Source organism: Microbulbifer mixtoriginis (SeqCode), from assembly GCF_052466715.1.
The window spans coordinates 3,915,359-3,937,542 of the sequence record NZ_CP174288.1 but is presented as its reverse complement, the minus strand read 5'-3'; the positions used below and the strand labels follow the sequence as shown (position 1 = coordinate 3,937,542).

Annotated in this window: 24 protein-coding genes; 23 read left to right on the top strand and 1 reads right to left on the bottom strand. The window is 54.2% G+C overall.

Annotation, left to right across the window (positions count from 1 at the left end):
- The first annotated feature begins 54 nt into the window (after window positions 1–54).
- From rpoB to tuf, 6 genes are all read left to right on the top strand, one after another.
- Window positions 55–4,128 carry a DNA-directed RNA polymerase subunit beta gene (rpoB, locus tag ACJJH9_RS17570; RefSeq protein ID WP_444887950.1) on the top strand — a complete coding sequence of 1,358 codons (4,074 nt, stop codon included), beginning with the start codon at window positions 55–57 and terminating at the stop codon, window positions 4,126–4,128.
- A 131-nt stretch (window positions 4,129–4,259) separates the two neighbouring features.
- Complete coding sequence (gene rpoC, locus ACJJH9_RS17565) at window positions 4,260–8,489, top strand: DNA-directed RNA polymerase subunit beta' (protein ID WP_444891418.1); 4,230 nt, start codon at window positions 4,260–4,262, stop codon at window positions 8,487–8,489.
- Window positions 8,490–8,739: 250 nt separating this feature from the next.
- Window positions 8,740–9,114 carry a 30S ribosomal protein S12 gene (rpsL, locus tag ACJJH9_RS17560; RefSeq protein ID WP_067150990.1) on the top strand — a complete coding sequence of 125 codons (375 nt, stop codon included), beginning with the start codon at window positions 8,740–8,742 and terminating at the stop codon, window positions 9,112–9,114.
- A 110-nt stretch (window positions 9,115–9,224) separates the two neighbouring features.
- Window positions 9,225–9,695, top strand: a complete 471-nt coding sequence (rpsG, locus tag ACJJH9_RS17555; RefSeq protein WP_143729448.1) for a 30S ribosomal protein S7 — start codon at window positions 9,225–9,227, stop codon at window positions 9,693–9,695.
- 90 nt (window positions 9,696–9,785) lie between these two features.
- Window positions 9,786–11,891, top strand: a complete 2,106-nt coding sequence (gene fusA / locus ACJJH9_RS17550) for an elongation factor G (RefSeq protein ID WP_444883680.1) — start codon at window positions 9,786–9,788, stop codon at window positions 11,889–11,891.
- A gap of 76 nt (window positions 11,892–11,967) precedes the next feature.
- Window positions 11,968–13,161 carry an elongation factor Tu gene (tuf, locus tag ACJJH9_RS17545; RefSeq protein WP_252084404.1) on the top strand — a complete coding sequence of 398 codons (1,194 nt, stop codon included), beginning with the start codon at window positions 11,968–11,970 and terminating at the stop codon, window positions 13,159–13,161.
- Window positions 13,162–13,840: 679 nt separating this feature from the next.
- On the opposite strand, the gene ACJJH9_RS17540 is transcribed toward tuf, so the two are convergent.
- Window positions 13,841–14,317 carry an aminoacyl-tRNA deacylase gene (locus ACJJH9_RS17540; RefSeq protein WP_444923523.1) on the bottom strand — a complete coding sequence of 159 codons (477 nt, stop codon included), beginning with the start codon at window positions 14,315–14,317 and terminating at the stop codon, window positions 13,841–13,843.
- A 175-nt stretch (window positions 14,318–14,492) separates the two neighbouring features.
- Here ACJJH9_RS17540 and rpsJ point away from each other — a divergent pair, with 175 nt between their 5' ends.
- From rpsJ to rplF, 17 genes are all read left to right on the top strand, one after another.
- On the top strand, window positions 14,493–14,804 hold the full coding sequence (gene rpsJ / locus ACJJH9_RS17535; RefSeq protein WP_010133849.1) for a 30S ribosomal protein S10: 312 nt from the start codon (window positions 14,493–14,495) through the stop codon (window positions 14,802–14,804).
- 111 nt (window positions 14,805–14,915) lie between these two features.
- A complete protein-coding gene (rplC, locus tag ACJJH9_RS17530) occupies window positions 14,916–15,551 on the top strand; it encodes a 50S ribosomal protein L3 (protein WP_252084412.1) in 636 nt (211 codons plus the stop codon).
- 18 nt (window positions 15,552–15,569) lie between these two features.
- Window positions 15,570–16,184, top strand: coding sequence for a 50S ribosomal protein L4 (gene rplD, locus ACJJH9_RS17525; RefSeq protein ID WP_252084413.1), 615 nt, complete (start codon window positions 15,570–15,572; stop codon window positions 16,182–16,184).
- Window positions 16,181–16,477, top strand: a complete 297-nt coding sequence (gene rplW / locus ACJJH9_RS17520) for a 50S ribosomal protein L23 (RefSeq protein ID WP_152451143.1) — start codon at window positions 16,181–16,183, stop codon at window positions 16,475–16,477. The genes rplD and rplW overlap by 4 nt, the downstream gene beginning before the upstream one ends.
- 14 nt (window positions 16,478–16,491) lie before the next feature.
- Window positions 16,492–17,316: a 50S ribosomal protein L2 gene (gene rplB / locus ACJJH9_RS17515; protein WP_020411387.1), complete on the top strand. Its 825-nt coding sequence runs from the start codon at window positions 16,492–16,494 to the stop codon at window positions 17,314–17,316.
- A gap of 37 nt (window positions 17,317–17,353) precedes the next feature.
- Window positions 17,354–17,632 carry a 30S ribosomal protein S19 gene (gene rpsS / locus ACJJH9_RS17510; protein WP_020411388.1) on the top strand — a complete coding sequence of 93 codons (279 nt, stop codon included), beginning with the start codon at window positions 17,354–17,356 and terminating at the stop codon, window positions 17,630–17,632.
- A 15-nt stretch (window positions 17,633–17,647) separates the two neighbouring features.
- Complete coding sequence (gene rplV / locus ACJJH9_RS17505; protein WP_020411389.1) at window positions 17,648–17,980, top strand: 50S ribosomal protein L22; 333 nt, start codon at window positions 17,648–17,650, stop codon at window positions 17,978–17,980.
- A 19-nt stretch (window positions 17,981–17,999) separates the two neighbouring features.
- Window positions 18,000–18,680, top strand: coding sequence for a 30S ribosomal protein S3 (gene rpsC, locus ACJJH9_RS17500; RefSeq protein ID WP_444887952.1), 681 nt, complete (start codon window positions 18,000–18,002; stop codon window positions 18,678–18,680).
- 11 nt (window positions 18,681–18,691) lie between these two features.
- Window positions 18,692–19,105, top strand: coding sequence for a 50S ribosomal protein L16 (gene rplP, locus ACJJH9_RS17495; protein WP_020411391.1), 414 nt, complete (start codon window positions 18,692–18,694; stop codon window positions 19,103–19,105).
- Window positions 19,105–19,296 (top strand): 50S ribosomal protein L29, encoded by a 192-nt coding sequence (rpmC, locus tag ACJJH9_RS17490; protein ID WP_020411392.1) that lies wholly within the window; start codon window positions 19,105–19,107, stop codon window positions 19,294–19,296. Before rplP ends, rpmC begins: the two co-directional genes overlap by 1 nt.
- 2 nt (window positions 19,297–19,298) lie before the next feature.
- Window positions 19,299–19,562 carry a 30S ribosomal protein S17 gene (gene rpsQ, locus ACJJH9_RS17485; protein WP_108731660.1) on the top strand — a complete coding sequence of 88 codons (264 nt, stop codon included), beginning with the start codon at window positions 19,299–19,301 and terminating at the stop codon, window positions 19,560–19,562.
- Between the two features lie 46 nt (window positions 19,563–19,608).
- The gene (gene rplN, locus ACJJH9_RS17480; protein WP_067151032.1) at window positions 19,609–19,977 is read left to right on the top strand and encodes a 50S ribosomal protein L14; all 369 of its coding nucleotides are present in this window, start codon (window positions 19,609–19,611) and stop codon (window positions 19,975–19,977) included.
- A 20-nt stretch (window positions 19,978–19,997) separates the two neighbouring features.
- Window positions 19,998–20,309, top strand: a complete 312-nt coding sequence (gene rplX, locus ACJJH9_RS17475; RefSeq protein WP_444923522.1) for a 50S ribosomal protein L24 — start codon at window positions 19,998–20,000, stop codon at window positions 20,307–20,309.
- A gap of 31 nt (window positions 20,310–20,340) precedes the next feature.
- Window positions 20,341–20,880 carry a 50S ribosomal protein L5 gene (gene rplE, locus ACJJH9_RS17470; protein ID WP_020411396.1) on the top strand — a complete coding sequence of 180 codons (540 nt, stop codon included), beginning with the start codon at window positions 20,341–20,343 and terminating at the stop codon, window positions 20,878–20,880.
- Window positions 20,881–20,889: 9 nt separating this feature from the next.
- Window positions 20,890–21,195 (top strand): 30S ribosomal protein S14, encoded by a 306-nt coding sequence (rpsN, locus tag ACJJH9_RS17465; RefSeq protein WP_020411397.1) that lies wholly within the window; start codon window positions 20,890–20,892, stop codon window positions 21,193–21,195.
- A gap of 40 nt (window positions 21,196–21,235) precedes the next feature.
- Window positions 21,236–21,628 carry a 30S ribosomal protein S8 gene (gene rpsH / locus ACJJH9_RS17460; RefSeq protein WP_252084415.1) on the top strand — a complete coding sequence of 131 codons (393 nt, stop codon included), beginning with the start codon at window positions 21,236–21,238 and terminating at the stop codon, window positions 21,626–21,628.
- 12 nt (window positions 21,629–21,640) lie between these two features.
- Window positions 21,641–22,174, top strand: a complete 534-nt coding sequence (rplF, locus tag ACJJH9_RS17455) for a 50S ribosomal protein L6 (RefSeq protein WP_252084416.1) — start codon at window positions 21,641–21,643, stop codon at window positions 22,172–22,174.
- Window positions 22,175–22,184: the final 10 nt, after the last annotated feature.

The following is a 22,184-nucleotide window of genomic DNA, read 5'->3' as shown; positions in this document are numbered from 1 at the left end:
GCTCCCGAATGGAGTCCCACGAAGTCTTGTCACTGATCAAGCTGGGGAATTTGAATGGCTTACTCATATACTGAGAAAAAACGTATCCGCAAGGATTTTGGCAAACTGCCTAAGGTCATGGATGTGCCCTTCCTGCTTGCGATACAGCTGGATTCATATCGCAATTTTACACAGGCCGACAAGCGCCCCGACGATCGCTTAGATGTCGGCCTGCAGGCGGCGTTTAAATCCGTATTTCCGATTGTCAGCTATTCAGGCAATGCCGCTCTGGAGTACGTGAGCTACACACTGGGTAAGCCCGCTTTCGATGTTAAGGAATGTACTCTGCGCGGCGTGACCTACGCCTGTCCGCTGCGTGTACGTGTGCGCCTGATTATTTACGATAAAGAGTCTGCGAATAAGTCCATTAAGGACATCAAAGAGCAGGAAGTTTACATGGGCGAAATCCCGCTCATGACCGACAACGGTACCTTTGTAATTAATGGTACTGAGCGTGTTATCGTATCCCAGCTACACCGTTCCCCGGGTGTATTTTTCGATCACGACAAAGGCAAGACCCATTCCTCCGGTAAGCTGCTGTACGCCGCGCGTGTAATTCCTTATCGTGGCTCCTGGCTGGACTTCGAATTCGATCCAAAGGACTTGGTATTCGTTCGTATCGACCGCCGCCGCAAACTGCCTGCGACAATTCTGTTGCGTGCACTGGGATATAGCTCCCAGGAAATGCTGGAGATGTTCTTCGAGACCAGCAAGTTTGAGCTGCAGGAAGACCGCGTTAGCCTGGAACTGATTCCCTCCCGCTTGCGCGGTGACGTGGCCTCTTTTGATATTAAAGATGGCCAGGGCAAGGTGATTGTGGAAGAGGGGCGTCGTATCACCCCGCGTCATATTCGCCAGCTGGAGAAAGCCGGCGTAGAAAAGCTGGACGCGCCACTGGAATACCTGTTTGGCCGTATTCTGGCTCACGATATTGTCGATGAGTCTACTGGTGAAATTGCAGTTGAGTGTAATGCTGAGATTACCGCTGAAGTAATCGCCCAGTTACGCACACTCAATATTAAGACTTTCGAAACGCTGTACACCAATGATCTAGACCGTGGACCGTTTATCTCCGATACCCTGCGTGCAGAGCCTTCCCGCACTCAGCTGGAAGCGCTGGTAGAGATCTACCGCATGATGCGCCCAGGCGAGCCGCCCACCAAGGAGTCTGCGGAATCCCTGTTTGAAAACCTGTTCTTCACCGACGAGCGCTACGATCTGTCCGCCGTTGGTCGCATGAAGTTCAATCGTCGCCTGGGCCGTGAAGACGAGACCGGCGAAGGTACCCTGAGCAAAGAAGATATCGTCGATGTACTGAAGACCTTGATCGATATCCGTAACGGCCAGGGCATGGTGGACGATATCGATCACCTGGGGAACCGCCGCGTGCGCTCCGTTGGTGAGATGGCCGAGAACCAGTTCCGCGTTGGTCTGGTACGTGTGGAGCGCGCGGTCAAAGAGCGCCTGTCCATGGCGGAGTCCGAAGGCCTGATGCCGCAGGACCTGATCAATGCCAAGCCGGTTGCCGCTGCAGTGAAGGAATTCTTCGGTTCCTCGCAGCTGTCCCAGTTTATGGACCAGAACAACCCGCTGTCGGAAGTGACTCACAAGCGTCGTGTTTCCGCACTGGGCCCAGGTGGTTTGACCCGTGAGCGCGCTGGCTTTGAGGTGCGCGACGTGCACCCGACGCACTACGGCCGCGTATGTCCGATTGAGACGCCGGAAGGACCGAACATCGGTCTGATCAACTCCCTGGCCACTTACGCTCGCGCTAACCACTACGGTTTCCTCGAGAGTGCTTATCGCAAAGTGGTTGATGGCAAGGTAACCGACGAAATCGCTTACCTGTCAGCGATCAATGAAGCAAATTACATTATTGCCCAGGCGTCTGCGGAAGTAGATGACAACGGCAACTTCATTGATGACCTGATCAGCGTGCGTCACCATGGCGAATTTACCCTGAAGGCACCGGGTGAAATCCAGTATATGGATGTTTCCGCCAAGCAGGTGGTTTCTGTCGCTGCGGCGATGATCCCGTTCCTTGAGCACGATGACGCCAACCGTGCATTGATGGGCTCGAACATGCAGCGTCAGGCTGTACCGACCCTGCGTGCTGAAAAGCCGCTAGTAGGCACCGGTATGGAGCGCACCGTAGCGCGCGACTCCGGGGTATGTGTGGTAGCCAAGCGTGGCGGTGTGATTGAGCGTGTTGATTCCAGCCGTGTGGTAGTCCGCGTGGCGGACGCTGAGGTGGAAGCCGGTGATGCAGGTGTAGATATTTATAACCTGACCAAATACATCCGCTCCAACCAGAATACCTGTATCAATCAGCGCCCGATTGTTAACACTGGTGATCGCGTAACCCGCGGCGATATCCTCGCCGATGGTCCTTCTGTAGATCTGGGTGAGCTGGCTCTTGGCCAGAATATGCGCATCGCCTTTATGCCCTGGAATGGTTACAACTTTGAGGACTCCATCCTCATTAGTGAGCGCGTTGTACAGGAAGACCGCTTCACCACTATTCACATCCAGGAACTGACCTGTATTGCCCGAGATACCAAACTGGGTAGTGAGGAGATCACTGCGGATATCCCCAATGTGGGTGAGTCTGCGCTGAATAAGTTGGACGAGTCCGGCATTGTATATATCGGTGCGGAAGTAGGTGCCGGCGATATCCTGGTCGGTAAGGTTACTCCTAAAGGCGAAGCACAGCTGACCCCAGAAGAGAAGCTGCTGCGTGCAATCTTCGGTGAAAAAGCTTCCGACGTTAAAGACACTTCCCTGCGCGCGCCCAGTGGCACCCGCGGTACCGTGATCGATGTTCAGGTGTTCACCCGTGACGGCCTGCAGAAAGATCAGCGTTCCATCGATATCGAGAAGGCGCAGCTGGATGAGGTTCGCAAGGACCTGAATGAAGAGTACCGCATTGTCGAAGGCGCTACCTTTGAGCGTCTGCAGCAAGCACTGCTGGGCCAGAAGGCTGCCGGTGGTAAAGGTATCAGCAAGGGCCAGGAGCTCACCACTGAAGTACTCGCTACTCTGCCGCGTGAAGACTGGTTCAAGCTGCGCATGGAAGACGAGGGTCTCAACGAGCAGCTGGAGAAGGCAGAAGTACAGCTGAAAGAGCGTCGCAAGCTGCTCGACGAAGCCTTCGAAGACAAGAAGAAAAAACTGGAGTCCGGCGATGACCTGGCTCCGGGCGTATTGAAAATCGTTAAGGTCTACCTGGCGATCAAACGCCGCATCCAGCCGGGCGACAAGATGGCCGGTCGCCACGGTAACAAGGGTGTGATCTCTGTAATCAAGCCCGTTGAGGATATGCCCTACGACCAAAACGGTGAGCCGGTAGACATCGTTCTGAACCCACTGGGTGTTCCCTCGCGGATGAACGTTGGTCAGGTTCTGGAAATGCACCTGGGTATGGCTGCTAAAGGTCTTGGCGTCAAAATCGACAAGATGATCAAGGAGCAGCAGGAAGTCGCCAAGGTGCGCGGATTCCTGGAAGAGGTCTACAACTCCACAGGCGGTCGCAAGGAAGAACTGGATCAGTTCTCCGATCAGGAAGTCATGACCATGGCGCAGAACCTGCGTCGCGGTGTACCCATGGCGACCCCGGTATTCGACGGTGCCGATGAGAGCGAGATCAAGCAATTGCTGCGCCTCGCCGATATCCCCGATTCCGGCCAGATCACTCTGCACGACGGTCGTACCGGTGATGCTTTCGAGCGTCCGGTTACCGTGGGCTACATGTACATGCTGAAGCTGAACCACCTGGTGGACGACAAGATGCACGCGCGTTCCACTGGCTCCTACAGCCTGGTTACCCAGCAGCCGCTGGGTGGTAAGGCACAGTTCGGTGGTCAGCGTTTCGGGGAGATGGAAGTGTGGGCGCTGGAAGCCTACGGCGCCGCATACACCCTGCAGGAAATGCTCACGGTCAAATCAGACGACGTGGAAGGGCGGACCAAGATGTACAAAAACATCGTGGATTCCGACCACCGTATGGAGCCTGGCATGCCGGAGTCCTTCAACGTACTGGTTAAGGAAATCCGCTCTCTCGGTATGAACTTCGAGCTCGAGCACGAGTAAGACCGATTGGTGCAAAAGCCTGTTCGCAGGTGAATTGAGACAAGCGCCGGCACCCTGGAAGCAGTGGGGTTGCCGGCCCGCCCGGCCCGGCGTAACGGCCGGGTTGACTACCCCCTAGTGGAGGAAAGGCCTTGAAAGATTTATTAAATCTGGTGAAGTCCCAGGAGCACCTGGAAGAGTTTGATGCGATTCGTATCGGTCTGGCCTCGCCGGACATGATCCGCTCCTGGTCCTACGGCGAAGTGAAGAAGCCGGAGACCATCAACTACCGTACCTTCAAGCCTGAGCGTGAAGGCTTGTTCTGCGCCAAGATCTTCGGCCCGGTTAAAGACTACGAGTGCTTGTGCGGTAAGTACAAGCGCATGAAGCACCGCGGTATTATCTGTGAGAAGTGCGGCGTTGAGGTGACCAAAGCCAAGGTGCGCCGTGAGCGTATGGGCCATATTGAACTGGCCAGCCCGGTTGCGCATATCTGGTTCCTGAAGTCCCTGCCGTCCCGTATCGGCCTGTTGCTGGATATGACCCTGCGCGATATCGAGCGCGTGCTGTACTTCGAATCCTACGTGGTAACCGAGCCCGGCATGACCACCCTGGAGCGCGGCCAGCTACTGAACGATGAGCAGTATTTTGAGGCGATGGAAGAGTTCGCCGATGAGTTTGAAGCGAAAATGGGTGCCGAGGCTATCCAGGAATTGATGGCAGATATTGAACTGCCGGTTGAGATCCAGCGCCTGCGGGAAGAGATCCCGGCGACCAATTCCGAAACAAAGATCAAGAAACTGTCCAAGCGCCTGAAGCTGCTGGAAGCCTTCTACAAATCCGGTAACAACCCGGAGTGGATGGTAATGAAAGCTCTGCCGGTTCTGCCACCGGATCTGCGCCCGCTGGTACCGCTGGATGGTGGCCGCTTCGCGACCTCCGATCTGAACGACCTCTACCGTCGTGTGATCAACCGTAACAACCGCCTGAAGCGTCTGCTCGAGTTGAATGCGCCGGATATTATCGTGCGCAACGAAAAGCGCATGCTGCAGGAATCTGTCGATGCACTGTTGGATAACGGCCGACGCGGCCGCGCTATCACCGGCTCCAACAAGCGCCCGCTGAAGTCCCTGGCGGACATGATTAAAGGTAAGCAGGGCCGCTTCCGTCAGAACCTGCTGGGTAAGCGTGTGGACTACTCCGGTCGTTCCGTGATCGTGGTTGGCCCGACCCTGCGCCTGCACCAGTGTGGTCTGCCCAAGAAAATGGCGTTGGAGCTGTTCAAGCCGTTTATTTTCGGCAAGCTCGAAACTCGCGGTCTGGCCACTACCATCAAAGCCGCCAAGAAAATGGTGGAGCGCGAAGAGGCCATCGTTTGGGATATCCTCGACGAGGTGATCCGCGAGCACCCGGTACTGCTCAACCGTGCACCGACCCTGCACCGTCTGGGTATTCAGGCGTTCGAGCCGGTACTGATTGAAGGTAAAGCGATCCAGCTACATCCGCTGGTTTGTGCTGCCTATAACGCCGACTTCGACGGCGACCAGATGGCGGTACACGTACCTTTGACCATCGAAGCGCAGCTGGAATCCCGCGCGCTGATGATGTCCACCAACAACATCCTGTCGCCCGCCAATGGTGAGCCGATCATCGTACCGTCCCAGGACGTGGTACTGGGCCTGTACTGGATGACCCGCGAGCGCGTCAACGATAAAGGCGAGGGTATGTCCTTCTCCGATATCAAAGAGGTGAGCCGTGCCTTTTATGCCAAGCAGGTTGGCTTACAGGCGAAGGTTAAAGTGCGTATCCGCGAAAATATCGTGGGTGAAGATGGTGAGAAACACGAAACCATCTCTGTACAGGACACCACTGTAGGCCGCGCGCTGCTGTGGAATATTGTCCCGGAAGGCCTGCCCTTCGAGCTGGTTAACCAGCCGATGAAGAAGAAGTCTATTTCCCGTGTACTGAACGAGTGCTACCGCAAGGTGGGCCTGAAGGCGACCGTTATCTTCGCCGACCAGCTGATGTACACCGGTTTTGATTTCTCTACCAAGTCCGGTTCCTCCATTGGTGTGAACGACTTCGAAATCCCGGCAGAGAAAGCTCAGTTGATCGAGTCCGCGGAAGCGGAAGTGAAGGAAATTGAAAGCCAGTTTGCCTCCGGTCTGGTAACCCAGGGTGAAAAATACAACAAGGTCATCGATGTTTGGTCCCGTACCAACGATAAGGTGACCCAGGCGATGATGGCGGGCATTAAGAAAGAGAGGGTGATTGACCGAGAGGGCAAAGAGACCCAGCAGGATTCTTTCAACTCTGTTTTCATGTATGCAGACTCCGGTGCACGGGGCTCCGAAGCACAGATTCGTCAGCTTGCTGGTATGCGTGGTCTGATGGCCCGTCCAGACGGCTCCATTATCGAGAACGCCATTACCGCGAACTTCCGTGAAGGTCTGACCGTACAGCAGTACTTCATCTCGACACACGGTGCTCGTAAAGGTCTGGCGGATACCGCACTGAAAACCGCAAACTCCGGTTATCTGACCCGTCGCCTGGTGGACGTTGCTCAGGACGTGGTAATTACCGAACTGGATTGTGGCACTGACGACGGCCTGACCATGGCGCCGGTAATCGAGGGTGGTGACGTTATCGAATCTCTCGGTGACCGTATCCTCGGTCGTGTTGTGGCTCGCGATGTATTGAAGCCCGGCAGCGATGAAATCGCCGTTTCCGCCGGCACCATGATCGACGAGAAGTGGGTAGAGCGCATCGAAGCCATGGGTATTGATGAGGTTCTGGTTCGCTCCCCGATCACCTGTACTACTGCACACGGTATCTGTGCCCAGTGTTACGGCCGCGACCTGGCCCGAGGCCACCGCGCCAACCCGGGTGAATCTGTGGGCGTTGTTGCCGCACAGTCCATCGGTGAGCCGGGCACCCAGCTGACCATGCGTACCTTCCACATTGGTGGTGCTGCGAGCCGCGCTTCTGCCGCAGACAGTATCCAGGTGAAGCTGGGCGGTACCGTCCGTCTGCACAATGTGAAGACCGTTAAGACCGAAGCTGGCAACCTGGTAGCGGTTTCCCGTTCCGGTGAATTGGCGATTGCCGATAGCGCCGGCCGCGAGCGCGAGCGTTACAAACTGCCTTATGGTGCTGTAATCAGCGTTTATGAAGGTGCTGAGGTTGATGGTGGCCAGATTGTGGCCAAGTGGGATCCGCATACCCACCCGATCATCACTGAGGTTGCCGGTTGGGTGAAACTGTCCGGTATGGAAGAGGGCCTCTCCATCCGCAAGCAGACCGATGAAATTACCGGTCTGTCCTCGATCGAAATTATCGATCCAGCCGAGCGTCCGGCGGCAGGTAAAGACCTGCGTCCGGCGGTAACTCTGTTGGATGAGAACGGTGAAGAACTGACTCTGGCCAACAGTAATGCCCCCGCGCACTACGCACTGCCGGCGCGTGCAATTCTCAGCCTGAAGAATGGTGACAAGGTGAACGTGGGTGACGTAATCGCACGTATCCCGCAGGAATCCGGCGGTACTAAGGACATCACCGGTGGTCTGCCACGTGTTGCCGACTTGTTTGAAGCGCGTAAACCGAAAGAACCGTCCATCCTGGCGGAGATCTCCGGTACCGTTTCCTTCGGTAAAGAGACCAAAGGCAAGGTGCGTCTGCAGATCACCCCGCGCGACGGCAAGCCACTGGCCAACGGTAAGGACCACTACGAGGTTCTGATTCCGAAGCACCGCCAGCTGACTGTGTTCGAAGGTGAAACTGTAGAGAAGGGCGAGGTTATCTCCGATGGCCCGTCCAACCCGCACGATATTCTGCGTCTGAAAGGCGTTGAAGAACTGGCGCGCTACATCACTAACGAGATCCAGGAAGTTTACCGTCTCCAGGGTGTAGGTATTAACGATAAGCACATCGAGACTATCGTGCGCCAGATGCTGCGCAAGGTGGAAATCCTCGAGATGGGCGATTCCAGCTTGATTAAGGGCGACCAGGTGGAATACCAGCGCGTGATCGAAGAGAACGAGCAGTTGCGCGCCGAAGGCAAACAGCCCGCTCAGTTCGAGCGCCTGTTGCTGGGTATTACCAAAGCGTCTCTGGCCACTGAGTCCTTCCTGTCTGCGGCTTCGTTCCAGGAGACTACCCGCGTTCTGACCGAGGCGGCGGTAACCGGTAAAGAAGATAGCCTGCGCGGTTTGAAAGAGAACGTAGTTGTGGGCCGCTTGATTCCGGCTGGTACCGGTCTGGCCTACCACGCAGAGCGCAAGCGCAAGCGCAACCTGCAGCTGGAAGAAACCTTTGGCGAAGGTCCTTCCGCAGCAGAGGTGGAAGCGGCGCTGACCGAGGCTCTCAAGTCCTCTGGTGAATAAGGCGTATCCCACTCCATCCTTATGTTGGAGTGGGGTAAGTCGGGGCACTTCGGTGCTCAATCTGATATTGGCGACTGTCTGTGATGTAAGCACTTACTTCCGTCGCCGATTGACTAGGCGGGTTGTCGCTTATAGAATGCGGCCCCCGCTGATGTGGGGTGTTTCGTTCGACCTCTGGGTCGGCGCTACACACAGACGACAGGCCCTCACTTTTAGAGGTGGGGGCATTTTATTTTTGGAGTGATTTTTAATGGCAACGATCAACCAGTTGGTTCGTAAGCCGAGAAAACGCAAAGTCGAAAAAAGCGACGTTCCCGCTCTGCAGGCTAGCCCGCAGCGTCGTGGAGTTTGCACTCGCGTGTACACCACTACACCGAAAAAGCCGAACTCCGCACTGCGCAAAGTTTGCCGTGTGCGTCTGACCAACGGTTACGAAGTAACTTCGTACATCGGTGGTGAAGGCCACAACCTGCAGGAGCACAGCGTGGTGCTGATTCGCGGCGGTCGTGTAAAAGACCTGCCGGGTGTGCGCTACCACACTGTACGCGGTGCACTTGACTGTGCCGGCGTAAACGATCGCAAGCAGGGCCGTTCTAAATACGGCGCCAAGCGTCCTAAAGGTTAATCGCCTTTAACGATTTGCGTTTCGGTTTCCAACCGGAGTAAGGCTGAGCTCGCCGGATTGTAAGGTTTTACGGCGGCGTCTCAGAATAACCCTGAAGAGAGGCAATTCCCATGCCGAGAAGACGAGTAGTCGCTAAGCGCGAAGTACTGCCCGACCCCAAGTTCGGGAACGTCACCCTAGCCAAGTTCATGAACCACGTCATGATCAGCGGCAAGAAATCAGTAGCAGAGCGCATTGTATACGGTGCCCTTGATACTATTTCTGAAAAATTGAACAAAGACCCGATCGAAGTATTTGAAGAGTCTTTGGAAAACATCGCGCCTATGGTGGAAGTTAAATCCCGCCGTGTTGGTGGTGCGACCTATCAGGTGCCTGTAGAAGTGCGCCCCTCGCGCCGTACGGCTCTGGCAATGCGTTGGCTGGTAGAGTTCTCCCGCAAACGCGGCGAGAAGTCTATGGCTCAGCGCCTGGCCAATGAAATGATCGATGCAGCTCAGAACAAGGGCGGCGCGGTCAAGAAGCGTGAAGATGTACACCGCATGGCGGAAGCCAACAAGGCGTTCTCTCACTACCGCTTCTAAGTCTGATGATTACCAACATCGGAAATTAATACCGAAAGGCAGCACGGAAATTTCCAGGCTGCCTTTTGCCGTTATATCGAGGATACAACTGTGGCACGTAAAACGCCTATCGCACGCTACCGTAACATCGGTATCTGTGCCCACGTAGACGCCGGTAAAACCACCACTACTGAGCGCGTACTTTTCTACACTGGTCTGTCCCACAAAATTGGTGAGGTGCACGAAGGCGCCGCAACCATGGACTGGATGGAGCAGGAGCAGGAGCGTGGTATTACCATCACCTCCGCTGCAACCACCTGTTTCTGGGCTGGCATGCAGCAGCAGTTCGATCAGCACCGCGTAAACATCATCGACACCCCAGGACACGTTGACTTCACCATTGAAGTAGAGCGCTCCTTGCGCGTACTCGACGGCGCGGTTGTTGTACTGTGTGGTTCCTCTGGTGTTCAGCCGCAAACCGAAACCGTTTGGCGCCAGGCCAACAAATACCACGTGCCGCGTATGGTATTCGTGAACAAAATGGACCGCGCCGGTGCGAACTTCCGCAACGTTGTGGACCAGCTGAAAGATCGTTTGAACGCGAACGCCGTACCGCTGCAAATGACCATCGGTGCTGAGGACGAGTTTAAGGGTGTTGTTGACCTGGTGAAAATGAAGGCCATTCTGTGGAATGAAGCCGATCAGGGCATGACCTTCGACTACGCTGACATCCCCGCTGAGCTGCAGGACGAGTGCGACGAAATGCGCGAGTACCTGGTAGAAGCGGCCGCTGAAGCCAGCGAAGAGCTGATGGAAAAGTACCTGGAAGAGGGTGAGCTGACCGAAGAAGAGATCAAGGCAGCTATCCGTCAGCGTACCCTGGCCAATGAAATCGTACCGGTTCTGGGCGGCTCTGCGTTCAAGAACAAGGGCGTGCAGGCCATGCTGGACGCGGTTATCGAATACCTGCCGGCGCCGACTGAAGTAAAGGCGATCGAAGGTACTCTGGAAGACGGCGAAACCGTTGAGACTCGCGAAGCCGACGATGACGCTCCGTTCGCCGCTCTGGCGTTCAAAATTGCTACCGACCCCTTCGTTGGTACTCTGACTTTCTTCCGCGTTTACTCCGGTAAGCTGGAGAGCGGTACTGCGGTATACAACTCCGTAAAAATGAAGAAAGAGCGCGTTGGTCGTATGGTGCAGATGCACTCCAACGATCGTAAAGAGATTAAAGAAGTACTGGCGGGTGACATCGCAGCTGCGATTGGTCTGAAAGACGTGACCACTGGTGACACCCTGTGTGCCGAGAGCAACAAAATTGTTCTGGAGCGCATGGAATTCCCAGAGCCGGTAATCTCCGTAGCGGTTGAGCCCAAGTCCAAGCCTGACCAGGAAAAAATGGGTATTGCCCTCGGCAAGCTGGCCCAGGAAGACCCGTCTTTCCGCGTGAAGACCGACGAAGAAACTGGCCAGACCATTATCTCTGGTATGGGTGAGCTGCACCTGGACATCATCGTCGACCGTATGCGTCGCGAGTTTAATGTAGAAGCGAACATCGGTAAGCCTCAGGTGGCCTACCGCGAAGCGATCCGTAACACCTCTGAGATCGAAGGTAAGTTCGTTCGTCAGTCTGGTGGTCGCGGTCAGTTCGGTCACGTTTGGGTGAAATTTGAGCCCGCTGAGGATGAGTCCGCAGAAGGACTGGAATTCGTTAACGAAATCGTTGGCGGTGCAGTACCTAAGGAATATATCCCTGCGGTATCAAAAGGTATCGAAGAGCAGATGCAAAACGGTGTTCTGGCTGGCTACCCGCTGCTAGGCCTGAAAGCGACTCTGTATGACGGTTCCTACCACGATGTGGACTCCAGTGAAATGGCGTTTAAAATCGCCGGTTCTATGGCGACCAAGAAGCTCTCCTCTGTGGGCGGCGCGGTACTGCTTGAGCCGATGATGAAGGTGGAAGTAGTAACTCCAGAAGAGAACATGGGTGACGTAGTTGGCGACCTCAACCGTCGTCGCGGCCTGATCCAGGGTATGGAAGACAACCCCGCGGGTAAGGTGGTAAACGCAGAAGTGCCTCTGGCAGAGATGTTCGGTTACGCAACCGACCTGCGCTCTGCTACTCAGGGCCGTGCTACCTACACCATGGAATTCCTGAAGTACGCCGAAGCGCCGAAAAACGTTGCCGATGAGATCATCGCCAAGAACAAAGCCTAATTAACTTCTGCTTAAAGGGGGCTGGGCCAACAGCTGGGGCCCCTTTGGCAAACTTTTAGCTAGAGGACATCTAAAGATGGCAAAAGAAAAATTTGAACGTTCCAAGCCCCACGTGAACGTGGGCACCATCGGTCACGTTGACCACGGTAAAACCACCCTGACCGCTGCTCTGACCCGCGTATGTGCGGAAGTATGGGGCGGTGACGCTGTTGCTTTTGACGGTATCGACAATGCTCCGGAAGAGCGTGAGCGCGGTATCACCATCGCTACTTCTCACGTTGAGTACGAGTCCCCGACTCGCCACTACGCGCACGTAGATTGCCCGGGACACGCCGACTACGTTAAGAACATGATCACCGGTGCTGCTCAGATGGACGGCGCTATCCTGGTATGTTCCGCAGCTGACGGCCCCATGCCGCAGACTCGTGAGCACATCCTGCTTTCCCGTCAGGTAGGTGTACCTTACATCGTTGTATTCCTGAACAAAGCGGACATGGTAGACGACGAAGAGCTGCTCGAGCTGGTAGAAATGGAAGTTCGCGAACTTCTGGACCAGTACGAGTTCCCAGGTGACGACACTCCGATCATCGTTGGTTCCGCTCTGATGGCCCTGAACGGCGAAGACGACAACGAAATGGGTACTACCGCTGTTAAGAAGCTGGTAGAAACTCTGGACGAGTACATCCCTGAGCCGGAGCGTGCAGTAGATCAGCCGTTCCTGATGCCGATCGAAGACGTATTCTCCATCTCTGGTCGTGGTACCGTAGTAACCGGTCGTGTAGAGCGTGGTGTAATCAACACTGGCGACGAAGTTGAGATCGTTGGTATTAAAGAAACCACCACCACTACCTGTACTGGTGTTGAAATGTTCCGCAAGCTGCTCGACGAAGGTCGTGCTGGTGAGAACATCGGTGCGCTGCTGCGTGGCACCAAGCGTGACGAAGTAGAGCGTGGTCAGGTACTGGCTAAGCCGGGCTCCATCACTCCGCACACCAAGTTTGAAGCGGAAGTGTACATCCTGTCCAAGGACGAAGGTGGTCGTCACACCCCGTTCTTTAAAGGCTACCGTCCTCAGTTCTACTTCCGTACTACTGACGTAACTGGTGCGGTTGAGCTGCCGGAAGGCACTGAAATGGTAATGCCGGGCGACAACATTCAAATGGTTGTTACCCTGATCGCTCCGATCGCCATGGAAGACGGCCTGCGCTTCGCTATCCGCGAAGGTGGTCGTACCGTAGGTGCGGGCGTTGTTGCCAAGATCATTGAGTAATAGTTACTTTTGATCTAAATAAAAAACCGCAGCGGACGCGCTGCGGTTTTTTTTTGCCTGATATTTTTTTGTTTTTTCTCGCCAATACAGCCTGTTAAGTGTTTATTTTAATTGGCTACTTGGGAGGGTTTTATGGATAAGTGTTTGCAAAGAAAAACCGTAAAAAAAGTTGTCGGAGAGGTTCAAGTTTAGCCTCGTAATTTATGATGAGCGTTGCTGTAGTTGTTCAATTTGATAAAGATTTATAAAGGCTTTATTTCAGAGGTATTTATTCGCGATAGCGTATTGGAGAGAGTTAAATTGGGGGTTGTTTTATCTTGTGTATAGCTTTTTGAGTGTTAGCATTTGCTGTGTTCTCATTGTGGCTCTGCAGGGCTTTAAGTAGCGTAGGTGTCCTGCTTTACAAACTAAAACCTCTTCAGGGTATGTATTTGTTTTGCGTTTTGTTGAAATATTTAGGGTGGTTAAAACAAATATCCCTGTGCCCATCGATTTGCTGGTATAGCCTAGTCGCTGGGTAGGGTACTTATCTAATCTGATAGGTTGGTGGAAGAGAAATGTATGTAGTGTTTGCTGGTCAGAATCCTGTGGCTCTGGCTTGAGCAGCACCACAGGATTACATTTCTTTGTGGCGCCTTATTTAGGCAGATATTCCAAATCTTTCTGCTTCTGGGGCTGCTTATGGCCAGTCCTTACTAAGATCAGCGCTTCGACACCCGGCAAACAGTTTATTGAATTGTGGTCCATTCATTTCTACCAGTTCTTCGTGGTCACCGGCCTCAAAAAAGATCGTCTCACAGCGGCTGAGCCCACTGTCTATCAGGGTAGTAATGCCATAAGCCTGGCCGACAGGGGGTAGGGCGCCCAGCTCGCAGTCTGGGAAGACTGTCCCCAGCTCATTTTCTGCAACCATCTCCAGGTCGTTGCGGCCGGTTTCAGTGTGCACTGCGCGTAGATCCAGGCTGCTGCTGGCGGGAATTACCGCCATCACGAACCCCTCCTTATCGCGCAGCAGGATTGCCTTGGCTACCTGGTCTTCGCGCACATGAGCAGCGTGGGCGCTTTCTCGACTGGTGCGAGTGTGGGGATGCTGTATTAGGTGGTAGTCAACTGACTGGTCATTCAAGTATTGACTCAATCTCGCAGCAATAGTCATGTCGTTACCCTCGATTTACCTAAGGTACTCCATTGTAGTTTGAGCCGATTGAAATTTGATCATGCTGTACAGTTGACAGCCTCTTGCACGCCCCGTAGAATTCGCGCTCCTTTTCGCCCGCCCTCGGGGTTGCGAGAAAGGACGTTCTTTAGTTCATAAGTTGGAGTTTGATTCCATGCAGGGTCAACGTATCCGAATTCGCCTGAAGGCCTTCGATCACAAGCTGATCGACGCGTCTACTCAGGAGATCGTAGAGACGGCTAAGCGCACTGGCGCACAAGTTCGCGGTCCTATCCCGCTGCCGACTCGCAAAGAGAAGTACACCGTACTGATTTCCCCGCACGTTAATAAAGACGCTCGCGACCAGTATGAGATCCGTACTCACAAGCGTTTGCTGGACATCGTTGAGCCTACCGAGAAAACCGTCGACGCGCTGATGAAGCTCGATCTGGCGGCCGGTGTTGAGGTCCAAATTAGTCTCGGCTAAACACTTTTAACTAACTACCGAACCCCAGGCGAAAAAGGTCTGGGTAGTGTAACGCTCTGAAATTGGGCGGCCGCAGTGGGTTAAAGCCCCGTGCACTGAGAGGTTAATAAGATGACTATAGGTATTGTCGGCCGCAAGAGCGGCATGACTCGCGTCTTCACTGAAGATGGCGTATCCATTCCGGTAACCGTTGTTGAGGTTGCTCCGAATCGCGTCACCCAGGTGAAAACTGTGGAAACCGATGGCTATGCCGCTGTTCAAGTAGCAGTGGGTAACCGTAAGGCTTCCCGTGTCTCCAAGCCCGAAGCGGGCCACTTCGCCAAAGCCAATGTAGAGGCTGGCACTAATCTTTTCGAACTGCGTACTGACGCTTCCGAAGAGACTTTCGAAATCGGTTCTGAAATCACTGTAAGCAGCTTTGAAGCTGGCCAGAAGATCGACGTAACCGGCACTTCCAAGGGTAAAGGCTTCCAGGGTGGCGTTAAGCGCTGGAACTTCCGTACTCAGGACGCAACCCACGGTAACTCCCTGTCTCACCGCGCTCCCGGTTCTATCGGTCAGTGCCAGACTCCTGGCCGCGTATGGAAAGGCAAGAAAATGGCCGGACACATGGGTGCTGAGCGTGTAACCGTGCAGAACCTGGAAGTAGTTCGTGTCGATGCCGAACGCAACCTGCTGCTGGTTAAAGGCGCTGTTCCCGGTGCTCCCGGTGGCAACGTTATCGTTCGTCCGGCAGTAAAAGCCTAAGTCTGAGGGGAATTAGATATGGAACTGAATATCGCTACTCCCGAAGGCGCTAAAGGCACAGTAGCTGTCTCTGAAGTGACTTTCGGACGTGAGTTCAACCAAGATCTGGTACACCAGGCAGTTGTCGCCTACATGGCTGGCGCTCGTCAGGGTACCAAGGCGCAGAAGAACCGTTCTGATGTTTCCGGTGGTGGTAAAAAGCCCTGGCGCCAAAAAGGTACTGGCCGCGCACGTGCCGGTACTATCCGCAGCCCGCTGTGGCGCTCCGGTGGTGTAACTTTCGCCGCTGACCCGCGTGATCACAGCGTTAAGCTGAACAAAAAGATGTACCGCGCTGCACTGCGCTGCATCCTGTCTGAGCTGGCTCGTCAGGAGCGCTTGATAGTGGTTGAGTCCTTCGATGTGGACGCGCCCAAGACCAAGCAACTGGTTAGCAAACTGGCTCAGTTTGACCTGTCCGATGCGCTGATCGTGACTGAAGAGGTTAGCGAAAACCTGTACCTGGCCGCTCGCAACTTGCACAAAATCGATGTTCGTGATGTGCAGGCGATCGATCCAGTAAGCCTGATTCGCTTTGATAAGGTCGTGGTTACCGTTTCTGCGCTCAAGAAAATTGAAGAGGTGCTGGGATGAACCAAGAGCGACTCTACAAAGTACTGCTGGGCCCGGTAATTTCCGAAAAAGCTGCTGTGCTGGCCGATAGCGCCAACCAAGTAGTTTTCAAGGTTTCCACCGATGCCGAAAAAGCTGAGATCAAGGCCGCGGTTGAAAAGCTGTTTAACGTTTCTGTTGAGCAGGTTCGCACCGTGAACGTTAAAGGTAAAACCAAGCGTACCCGCTACGGCATGGGCCGTCGCAGCGATTGGAAAAAAGCCTACGTTCGCCTGGCCGAAGGCAGCGACATCAACTTTGAAGCTGCTGAGTAAAGGGGACTGTTACAATGGCAATTGTAAAAACAAAACCGACCTCCGCCGGCCGTCGACACCTGGTTAAGGTTGTTAACCCCGACCTGCACAAGGGTGCTCCTTACGCTCCTCTTTTAGAGAGCAAGAGTAAAAGCGGTGGCCGTAACAACAACGGTCGTATCACCACTCGTCATATCGGCGGTGGTCACAAGCAGCACTACCGCGTAATCGACTTCAAGCGCAACAAAGACGGTATCCCCGCTAAAGTTGAGCGTCTGGAGTACGATCCCAACCGCAGCGCACATATCGCTCTGGTTTGTTACGCGGATGGTGAACGTCGTTACATTATCGCACCGAAAGGCCTTAAGGCTGGCGCCACCATTCAGTCCGGCGATGCCGCACCGATTGCTGTGGGCAACACCCTGCCTCTGCGCAACGTTCCGGTGGGTTCTGTAATTCACGGTATCGAGCTGAAGCCTGGTAAAGGCGCTCAGTTGGCCCGTTCTGCGGGTGCTTCTGTACAGCTGGTAGCCCGTGAAGGCCAGTACGCGACTATTCGTCTGCGTTCCGGCGAAATGCGCAAGGTTCTCGCTGAGTGCCGCGCAACCCTGGGTGAAGTGAGCAACTCCGAGCACAGCCTGCGCAAGCTGGGTAAAGCTGGTGCTGCACGCTGGCGTGGTGTTCGTCCTACCGTTCGCGGTGTGGCGATGAACCCGGTAGATCACCCGCACGGTGGTGGTGAAGGTCGTACCTCTGGTGGCCGTCACCCTGTTACTCCGTGGGGCGTTCCGACCAAGGGTAAGAAAACGCGCAAGAACAAGCGCACCGATAAGATGATTGTACGTCGTCGCGGCAAGTAAGCCGCGCGATGTCTGAGCAGCTAGAGAGGAATCGACAGTGCCACGCTCATTAAAAAAAGGTCCCTTTATTGATCTGCACTTGATCAAGAAGGTGGAGGCGGCGATTGAAGCAAACGATCGTCGACCGATTAAAACCTGGTCCCGCCGTTCCATGATTATGCCGGAAATGGTTGGACTGACGATTGCCGTTCACAACGGTCGTCAACACGTGCCCGTTTTGGTTAACGAAGAAATGGTTGGCCATAAACTGGGCGAGTTCGCTGCTACCCGCACTTACCGCGGTCACGCTGCGGACAAGAAAGCGAAGAAGCGCTAAGCCGAGGTTAAAAAGATGGAAGTAGCAGCAAAATTACGCGGCGCACGTCTATCGGCGCAAAAGGCGCGACTGGTAGCTGATCAGGTTCGCGGCAAAGGCGTTGAAGAAGCCCTGGATATTCTTGCATTTAGCAATAAAAAGGGTGCGGCGATCGTCAAGAAAGTACTGGAATCGGCCATTGCCAACGCCGAGCACAACGAAGGTGCTGACGTTGACGAGCTGAAGGTTTCCACAATTTTTGTGGACGAAGGTATGACCATGAAGCGCATTAAACCGCGTGCGAAAGGTCGTGCAGATCGCATTCTTAAGCGTACTTGTCACATCACTGTGAAAGTGGCCGAGAAATAAGAGAGCAGGCGAGAAAACCATGGGACAAAAAGTACATCCTACCGGCATTCGTCTGGGTATCGTTAAAAAGCATACCTCTGTTTGGTATGCCGGCAGCGACGAGTACGCAGACAAGCTGTACACGGATCTGAAAGTTCGCGAATTTATTCGCAAAAAACTGGCCCACGCTTCTGTGAGCCGTATCGAGATCGAACGTCCGGCGAACACCGCTCGTGTGACTATTCACACTGCGCGTCCGGGTATCGTGATCGGTAAAAAAGGTGAAGACGTAGAACGTCTGCGCAACGACGTAAGTGCGCAGATGGGCGTACCTGTGCACATCGACATCGAAGAAGTGCGCAAGCCTGATATGGACGCCGCTCTGGTTGGCCAGAACGTTGCCCAGCAGCTGGAACGCCGCGTAATGTTCCGTCGCGCGATGAAGCGTGCCGTACAGAACGCTATGCGTCAGGGCGCTGAAGGTATCAAAATTCAAGTCAGTGGTCGTCTCGGTGGTGCGGAAATCGCACGTACCGAATGGTACCGCGAAGGTCGTGTGCCTCTGCACACCCTGCGTGCCAACATCGACTACGCCACTGCTGAAGCGATGACTACCTACGGCATCATCGGTATCAAGGTGTGGATCTTTAAAGGCGAAGTCATCGGTGACGAAATGCCCGATGAGAAGCCGGCTAAGACCCGCAAGAAAGCTGCTAAATAAGGGGTACGCAGATGCTGCAACCAAAGCGTACAAAATTCCGCAAGGTACAGAAGGGTCGCAACCGCGGTCTTTCTCAGCGCGGCTCTAAAGTGAGCTTTGGCGAGTTTGGCCTCAAGGCCATCGGTCGCGGTCGCATTACTGCGCGCCAGATCGAAGCGGCTCGTCGCGCAATGACTCGTCACGTTAAACGTGGCGGCAAAATCTGGATTCGCGTGTTTCCGGACAAGCCAATTACCAATAAGCCCCTCGAAGTCCGTATGGGTAAAGGTAAAGGTGGCGTTGAATACTGGGTAGCTCAGATCCAGCCGGGCAAAGTCCTCTATGAGATGGAGGGTGTGTCCGAAGAGCTGGCTCGTGAGGCTTTCGCACTTGCTGCGGCCAAGCTGCCTGTAAAAACAACTTTCGTTAAGCGTTCGGTGATGTAATGAAGACTGCAGATCTACGCGAAAAGTCAGTTGAAGAGCTGAACCAGGAACTGCTGAACCAGCTCGAAGCTCAATTTAAGCTTCGTATGCAAAAGTCCACCGGTCAGCTGGCTCAGACTCATCTGCTGAAGCAGACTCGTCGCGACATTGCTCGCATAAAGACTGTGTTGACCGAGAAGGCAGGTAACTAATCATGGCTGAAGCAAAACTGAAGCGTACTCTGACCGGTAAGGTCGTGAGTGACAAGATGGATAAAACCATCACCGTTTTGATCGAGCGCCGTGTTAAGCACCCGATCTACGGCAAAATTGTAAACAAGTCCACAAAGCTTAAGGCACATGACGAGAACAATGATTGCAGCATCGGCGATGTTGTAACCATCGAGGAATCTCGTCCGCTGTCCAAGAGCAAATCTTGGGCTTTGCAGAAAATTGTAGAGCGTGCGGCGAAGGTATAACACCTAGCGCATTGACTGCCGAATTGAAAGGTTTCGGAGAGAGACAATGATTCAAGCGGAATCCTACTTAGAAGTAGCTGACAACAGTGGGGCTCGCCGCGTCATGTGCATCAAGGTGCTGGGCGGCTCCCATCGTCGTTATGCCGGCGTGGGCGACATTATTAAGGTAACCGTTAAGGAAGCCATTCCCCGCGGTAAAGTGAAGAAAGGTCAGGTAATGAACGCCGTTGTGGTTCGCACCAAAAAAGGTGTGCGTCGCGCGGACGGTTCCCTGATTAAATTTGACGATAACGCAGCGGTGCTGCTGAACCAGCAACTGGCGCCGGTTGGCACCCGTATTTTTGGTCCGGTAACTCGCGAATTGCGCGGTGAGAAGTTCATGAAGATCATCTCCCTCGCTCCCGAAGTTATCTAGGCCTCGAGCGGAGAAGAGTTATGCGCAAGATCAAGCGTGACGACGAAGTGATCGTTATCGCCGGTCGTGACAAGGGCAAACGTGGTTCAGTACGTAAAGTACTGAACGACGGCCGCCTGGTTGTCTCCGGCATACAGATGATCAAAAAGCACCAAAAGCCAAACCCACAGATGGGTATTGCGGGTGGCATCGTTGAGAAAGAAGCTGCTATCCAAGCTTCCAACGTAGCCATCTTCAACCCTAACACCCAGAAGGCTGACCGGGTGGGCTTTAAAGTACTGGAAGACGGCACTAAGATTCGCGTCTTCAAATCCAGCGGCGAAGCCATCTAAGGCTCTTGACGCAAAAGCAGGTTGGTAGATCATGGCAAAGCTTAAAGAGCTCTACACTAAGGACCTCGTGGCCAAGCTAAAAGAAGAGCTTGGTCTCGAGAATGTGATGGCAGTGCCGCGCATCACCAAGATCACCATCAACATGGGTGTTGGTGAAGCGATTGGTGATAAGAAGGTGCTGGAGCACGCTGTCAACGATATGACAGCAATTACTGGTCAAAAGCCCATCGTTACTAAAGCGCGCAAGTCTATTGCGGGCTTTAAGATTCGCGACGGTTGGCCGATCGGCTGCAAGGTAACTCTGCGCGGTGAGCGCATGTATGAGTTCCTGGAGCGTTTGGTTGATATCGCGATTCCGCGTATCCGCGACTTCCGTGGCATTAGCCCGAAGCAGTTCGACGGCCGCGGTAACTTCTCTATGGGCGTGACTGAACAAATCATCTTCCCGGAAATTGACTACGACAAAGTAGATAAGCTCCGCGGTCTGGATATTTGTATTACCACTACAGCCGCAAACGACGATCAAGGTCGTGCGCTGCTGAAAGCGTTCAACTTCCCTTTTAAGGGTTAAGAGGATTCCATGGCGAAGAAATCCATGATTGCGCGCGAAAACAAGCGCGCTCGAACCGCAGCTAAGTACGCCGAAAAGCGTCAAGAGCTGAAGGCGATCATCGCCAGTTCCACTGCTTCCGAAGAGGAGCAGTGGGAGGCTCAACTCAAGCTGCAGAAAATGCCGCGCGATGCAAGCCCGGTACGTCAGCAACGCCGCTGTCGTATTACTGGTCGCCCCCACGCTGTATACCGCAAGTTCGGCCTGTGCCGTAACAAGCTTCGCGAAGCTGCGATGCGTGGTGATGTTCCTGGCCTCGTGAAGTCCAGCTGGTAATTACCAGCTGGTTTAAGGCAGATTTGAGGAGTCTCATAAGATGAGTATGCAAGATCCGTTGGCAGATATGCTGACTCGCATCCGCAATGCCCTGGCACGCGGAAAGGCGGAAGTCACCCTGCCATCATCCAAACTGAAAGTAGCAGTGGCCAAAGTCCTGAAAGACGAAGGTTACGTTACTGATTTAAATGTAAGCGAAGGCGCAAAGCCGGAACTGACCATTGCTCTGAAATACTTCCAGGGCAAGCCGGTTATTGCCGAGCTGAATCGCGTTTCCCGTCCGGGCCTGCGCGCTTACACTGGTAAAAAAGCTCTGCCTACCGTACGCGGTGGCCTGGGTATCGCGATCGTTTCCACCTCTAATGGTGTGATGACTGATCGCGCTGCACGCCAGGCTGGTGTTGGTGGCGAAGTGCTTTGCACCGTATTCTAAGCGGGGGTTGCAATGTCTCGAGTAGCAAATAGTCCGGTAGTTCTCCCCGCAGGTGTTACCGTAGACCTGAAAGGTCAGAACATCGCTGTTAAAGGCGGTATCGGTAACCTGGATATGGTTATTCACGGTGATGTAGAAGTAAGCCAGGCTGAAAGCCAGCTGACTTTTGCCGCGCGCAATAACTCCAAACAGGCCAAAGCGCTGGCGGGTACTACCCGTGCTCTGGTCAATAACATGGTGATAGGCGTAAGCAAGGGCTTCGAGAAGAAGCTGCAGTTGCTGGGTGTTGGTTATCGTGCGAAAGCCGCCGGTAAAGCGGTTAACCTGACCCTGGGCTTCTCCCATCCGATCGATTATCAGTTGCCGGAAGGTGTGACTGCGGAAACGCCATCCCAGACTGAAATCGTACTTAAGAGCAGCAATAAACAGCTGCTGGGCCAAGTGGCCGCTGAGATCCGTGCGTTCCGTCCGCCGGAGCCCTACAAAGGTAAGGGTGTCCGTTATGCCGATGAACGCGTGTATCGCAAAGAGGCCAAGAAGAAGTAAATAGGGCATA

Bases quoted from the DNA above. Each gene is read 5' to 3' on its own strand.
- rplE (WP_020411396.1), top strand. From the start codon at position 20,341: ATGGCAAAGCTTAAAGAGCTCTACACTAAGGACCTCGTGGCCAAGCTA.
- rpsJ (WP_010133849.1), top strand. From the start codon at position 14,493: ATGCAGGGTCAACGTATCCGAATTCGCCTGAAGGCCTTCGATCACAAG.
- rplF (WP_252084416.1), top strand. From the start codon at position 21,641: ATGTCTCGAGTAGCAAATAGTCCGGTAGTTCTCCCCGCAGGTGTTACC.
- rplD (WP_252084413.1), top strand. From the start codon at position 15,570: ATGGAACTGAATATCGCTACTCCCGAAGGCGCTAAAGGCACAGTAGCT.
- rpsC (WP_444887952.1), top strand. From the start codon at position 18,000: ATGGGACAAAAAGTACATCCTACCGGCATTCGTCTGGGTATCGTTAAA.
- tuf (WP_252084404.1), top strand. From the start codon at position 11,968: ATGGCAAAAGAAAAATTTGAACGTTCCAAGCCCCACGTGAACGTGGGC.
- rpsN (WP_020411397.1), top strand. From the start codon at position 20,890: ATGGCGAAGAAATCCATGATTGCGCGCGAAAACAAGCGCGCTCGAACC.
- rplC (WP_252084412.1), top strand. From the start codon at position 14,916: ATGACTATAGGTATTGTCGGCCGCAAGAGCGGCATGACTCGCGTCTTC.
- rpsQ (WP_108731660.1), top strand. From the start codon at position 19,299: ATGGCTGAAGCAAAACTGAAGCGTACTCTGACCGGTAAGGTCGTGAGT.
- rpmC (WP_020411392.1), top strand. From the start codon at position 19,105: ATGAAGACTGCAGATCTACGCGAAAAGTCAGTTGAAGAGCTGAACCAG.
- rplV (WP_020411389.1), top strand. From the start codon at position 17,648: ATGGAAGTAGCAGCAAAATTACGCGGCGCACGTCTATCGGCGCAAAAG.
- rpsH (WP_252084415.1), top strand. From the start codon at position 21,236: ATGAGTATGCAAGATCCGTTGGCAGATATGCTGACTCGCATCCGCAAT.
- rplX (WP_444923522.1), top strand. From the start codon at position 19,998: ATGCGCAAGATCAAGCGTGACGACGAAGTGATCGTTATCGCCGGTCGT.
- rplB (WP_020411387.1), top strand. From the start codon at position 16,492: ATGGCAATTGTAAAAACAAAACCGACCTCCGCCGGCCGTCGACACCTG.
- rpsL (WP_067150990.1), top strand. From the start codon at position 8,740: ATGGCAACGATCAACCAGTTGGTTCGTAAGCCGAGAAAACGCAAAGTC.
- ACJJH9_RS17540 (WP_444923523.1), bottom strand. From the start codon at position 14,317: ATGACTATTGCTGCGAGATTGAGTCAATACTTGAATGACCAGTCAGTT.
- rplP (WP_020411391.1), top strand. From the start codon at position 18,692: ATGCTGCAACCAAAGCGTACAAAATTCCGCAAGGTACAGAAGGGTCGC.
- rpoB (WP_444887950.1), top strand. From the start codon at position 55: ATGGCTTACTCATATACTGAGAAAAAACGTATCCGCAAGGATTTTGGC.
- rplN (WP_067151032.1), top strand. From the start codon at position 19,609: ATGATTCAAGCGGAATCCTACTTAGAAGTAGCTGACAACAGTGGGGCT.
- rpsG (WP_143729448.1), top strand. From the start codon at position 9,225: ATGCCGAGAAGACGAGTAGTCGCTAAGCGCGAAGTACTGCCCGACCCC.
- rplW (WP_152451143.1), top strand. From the start codon at position 16,181: ATGAACCAAGAGCGACTCTACAAAGTACTGCTGGGCCCGGTAATTTCC.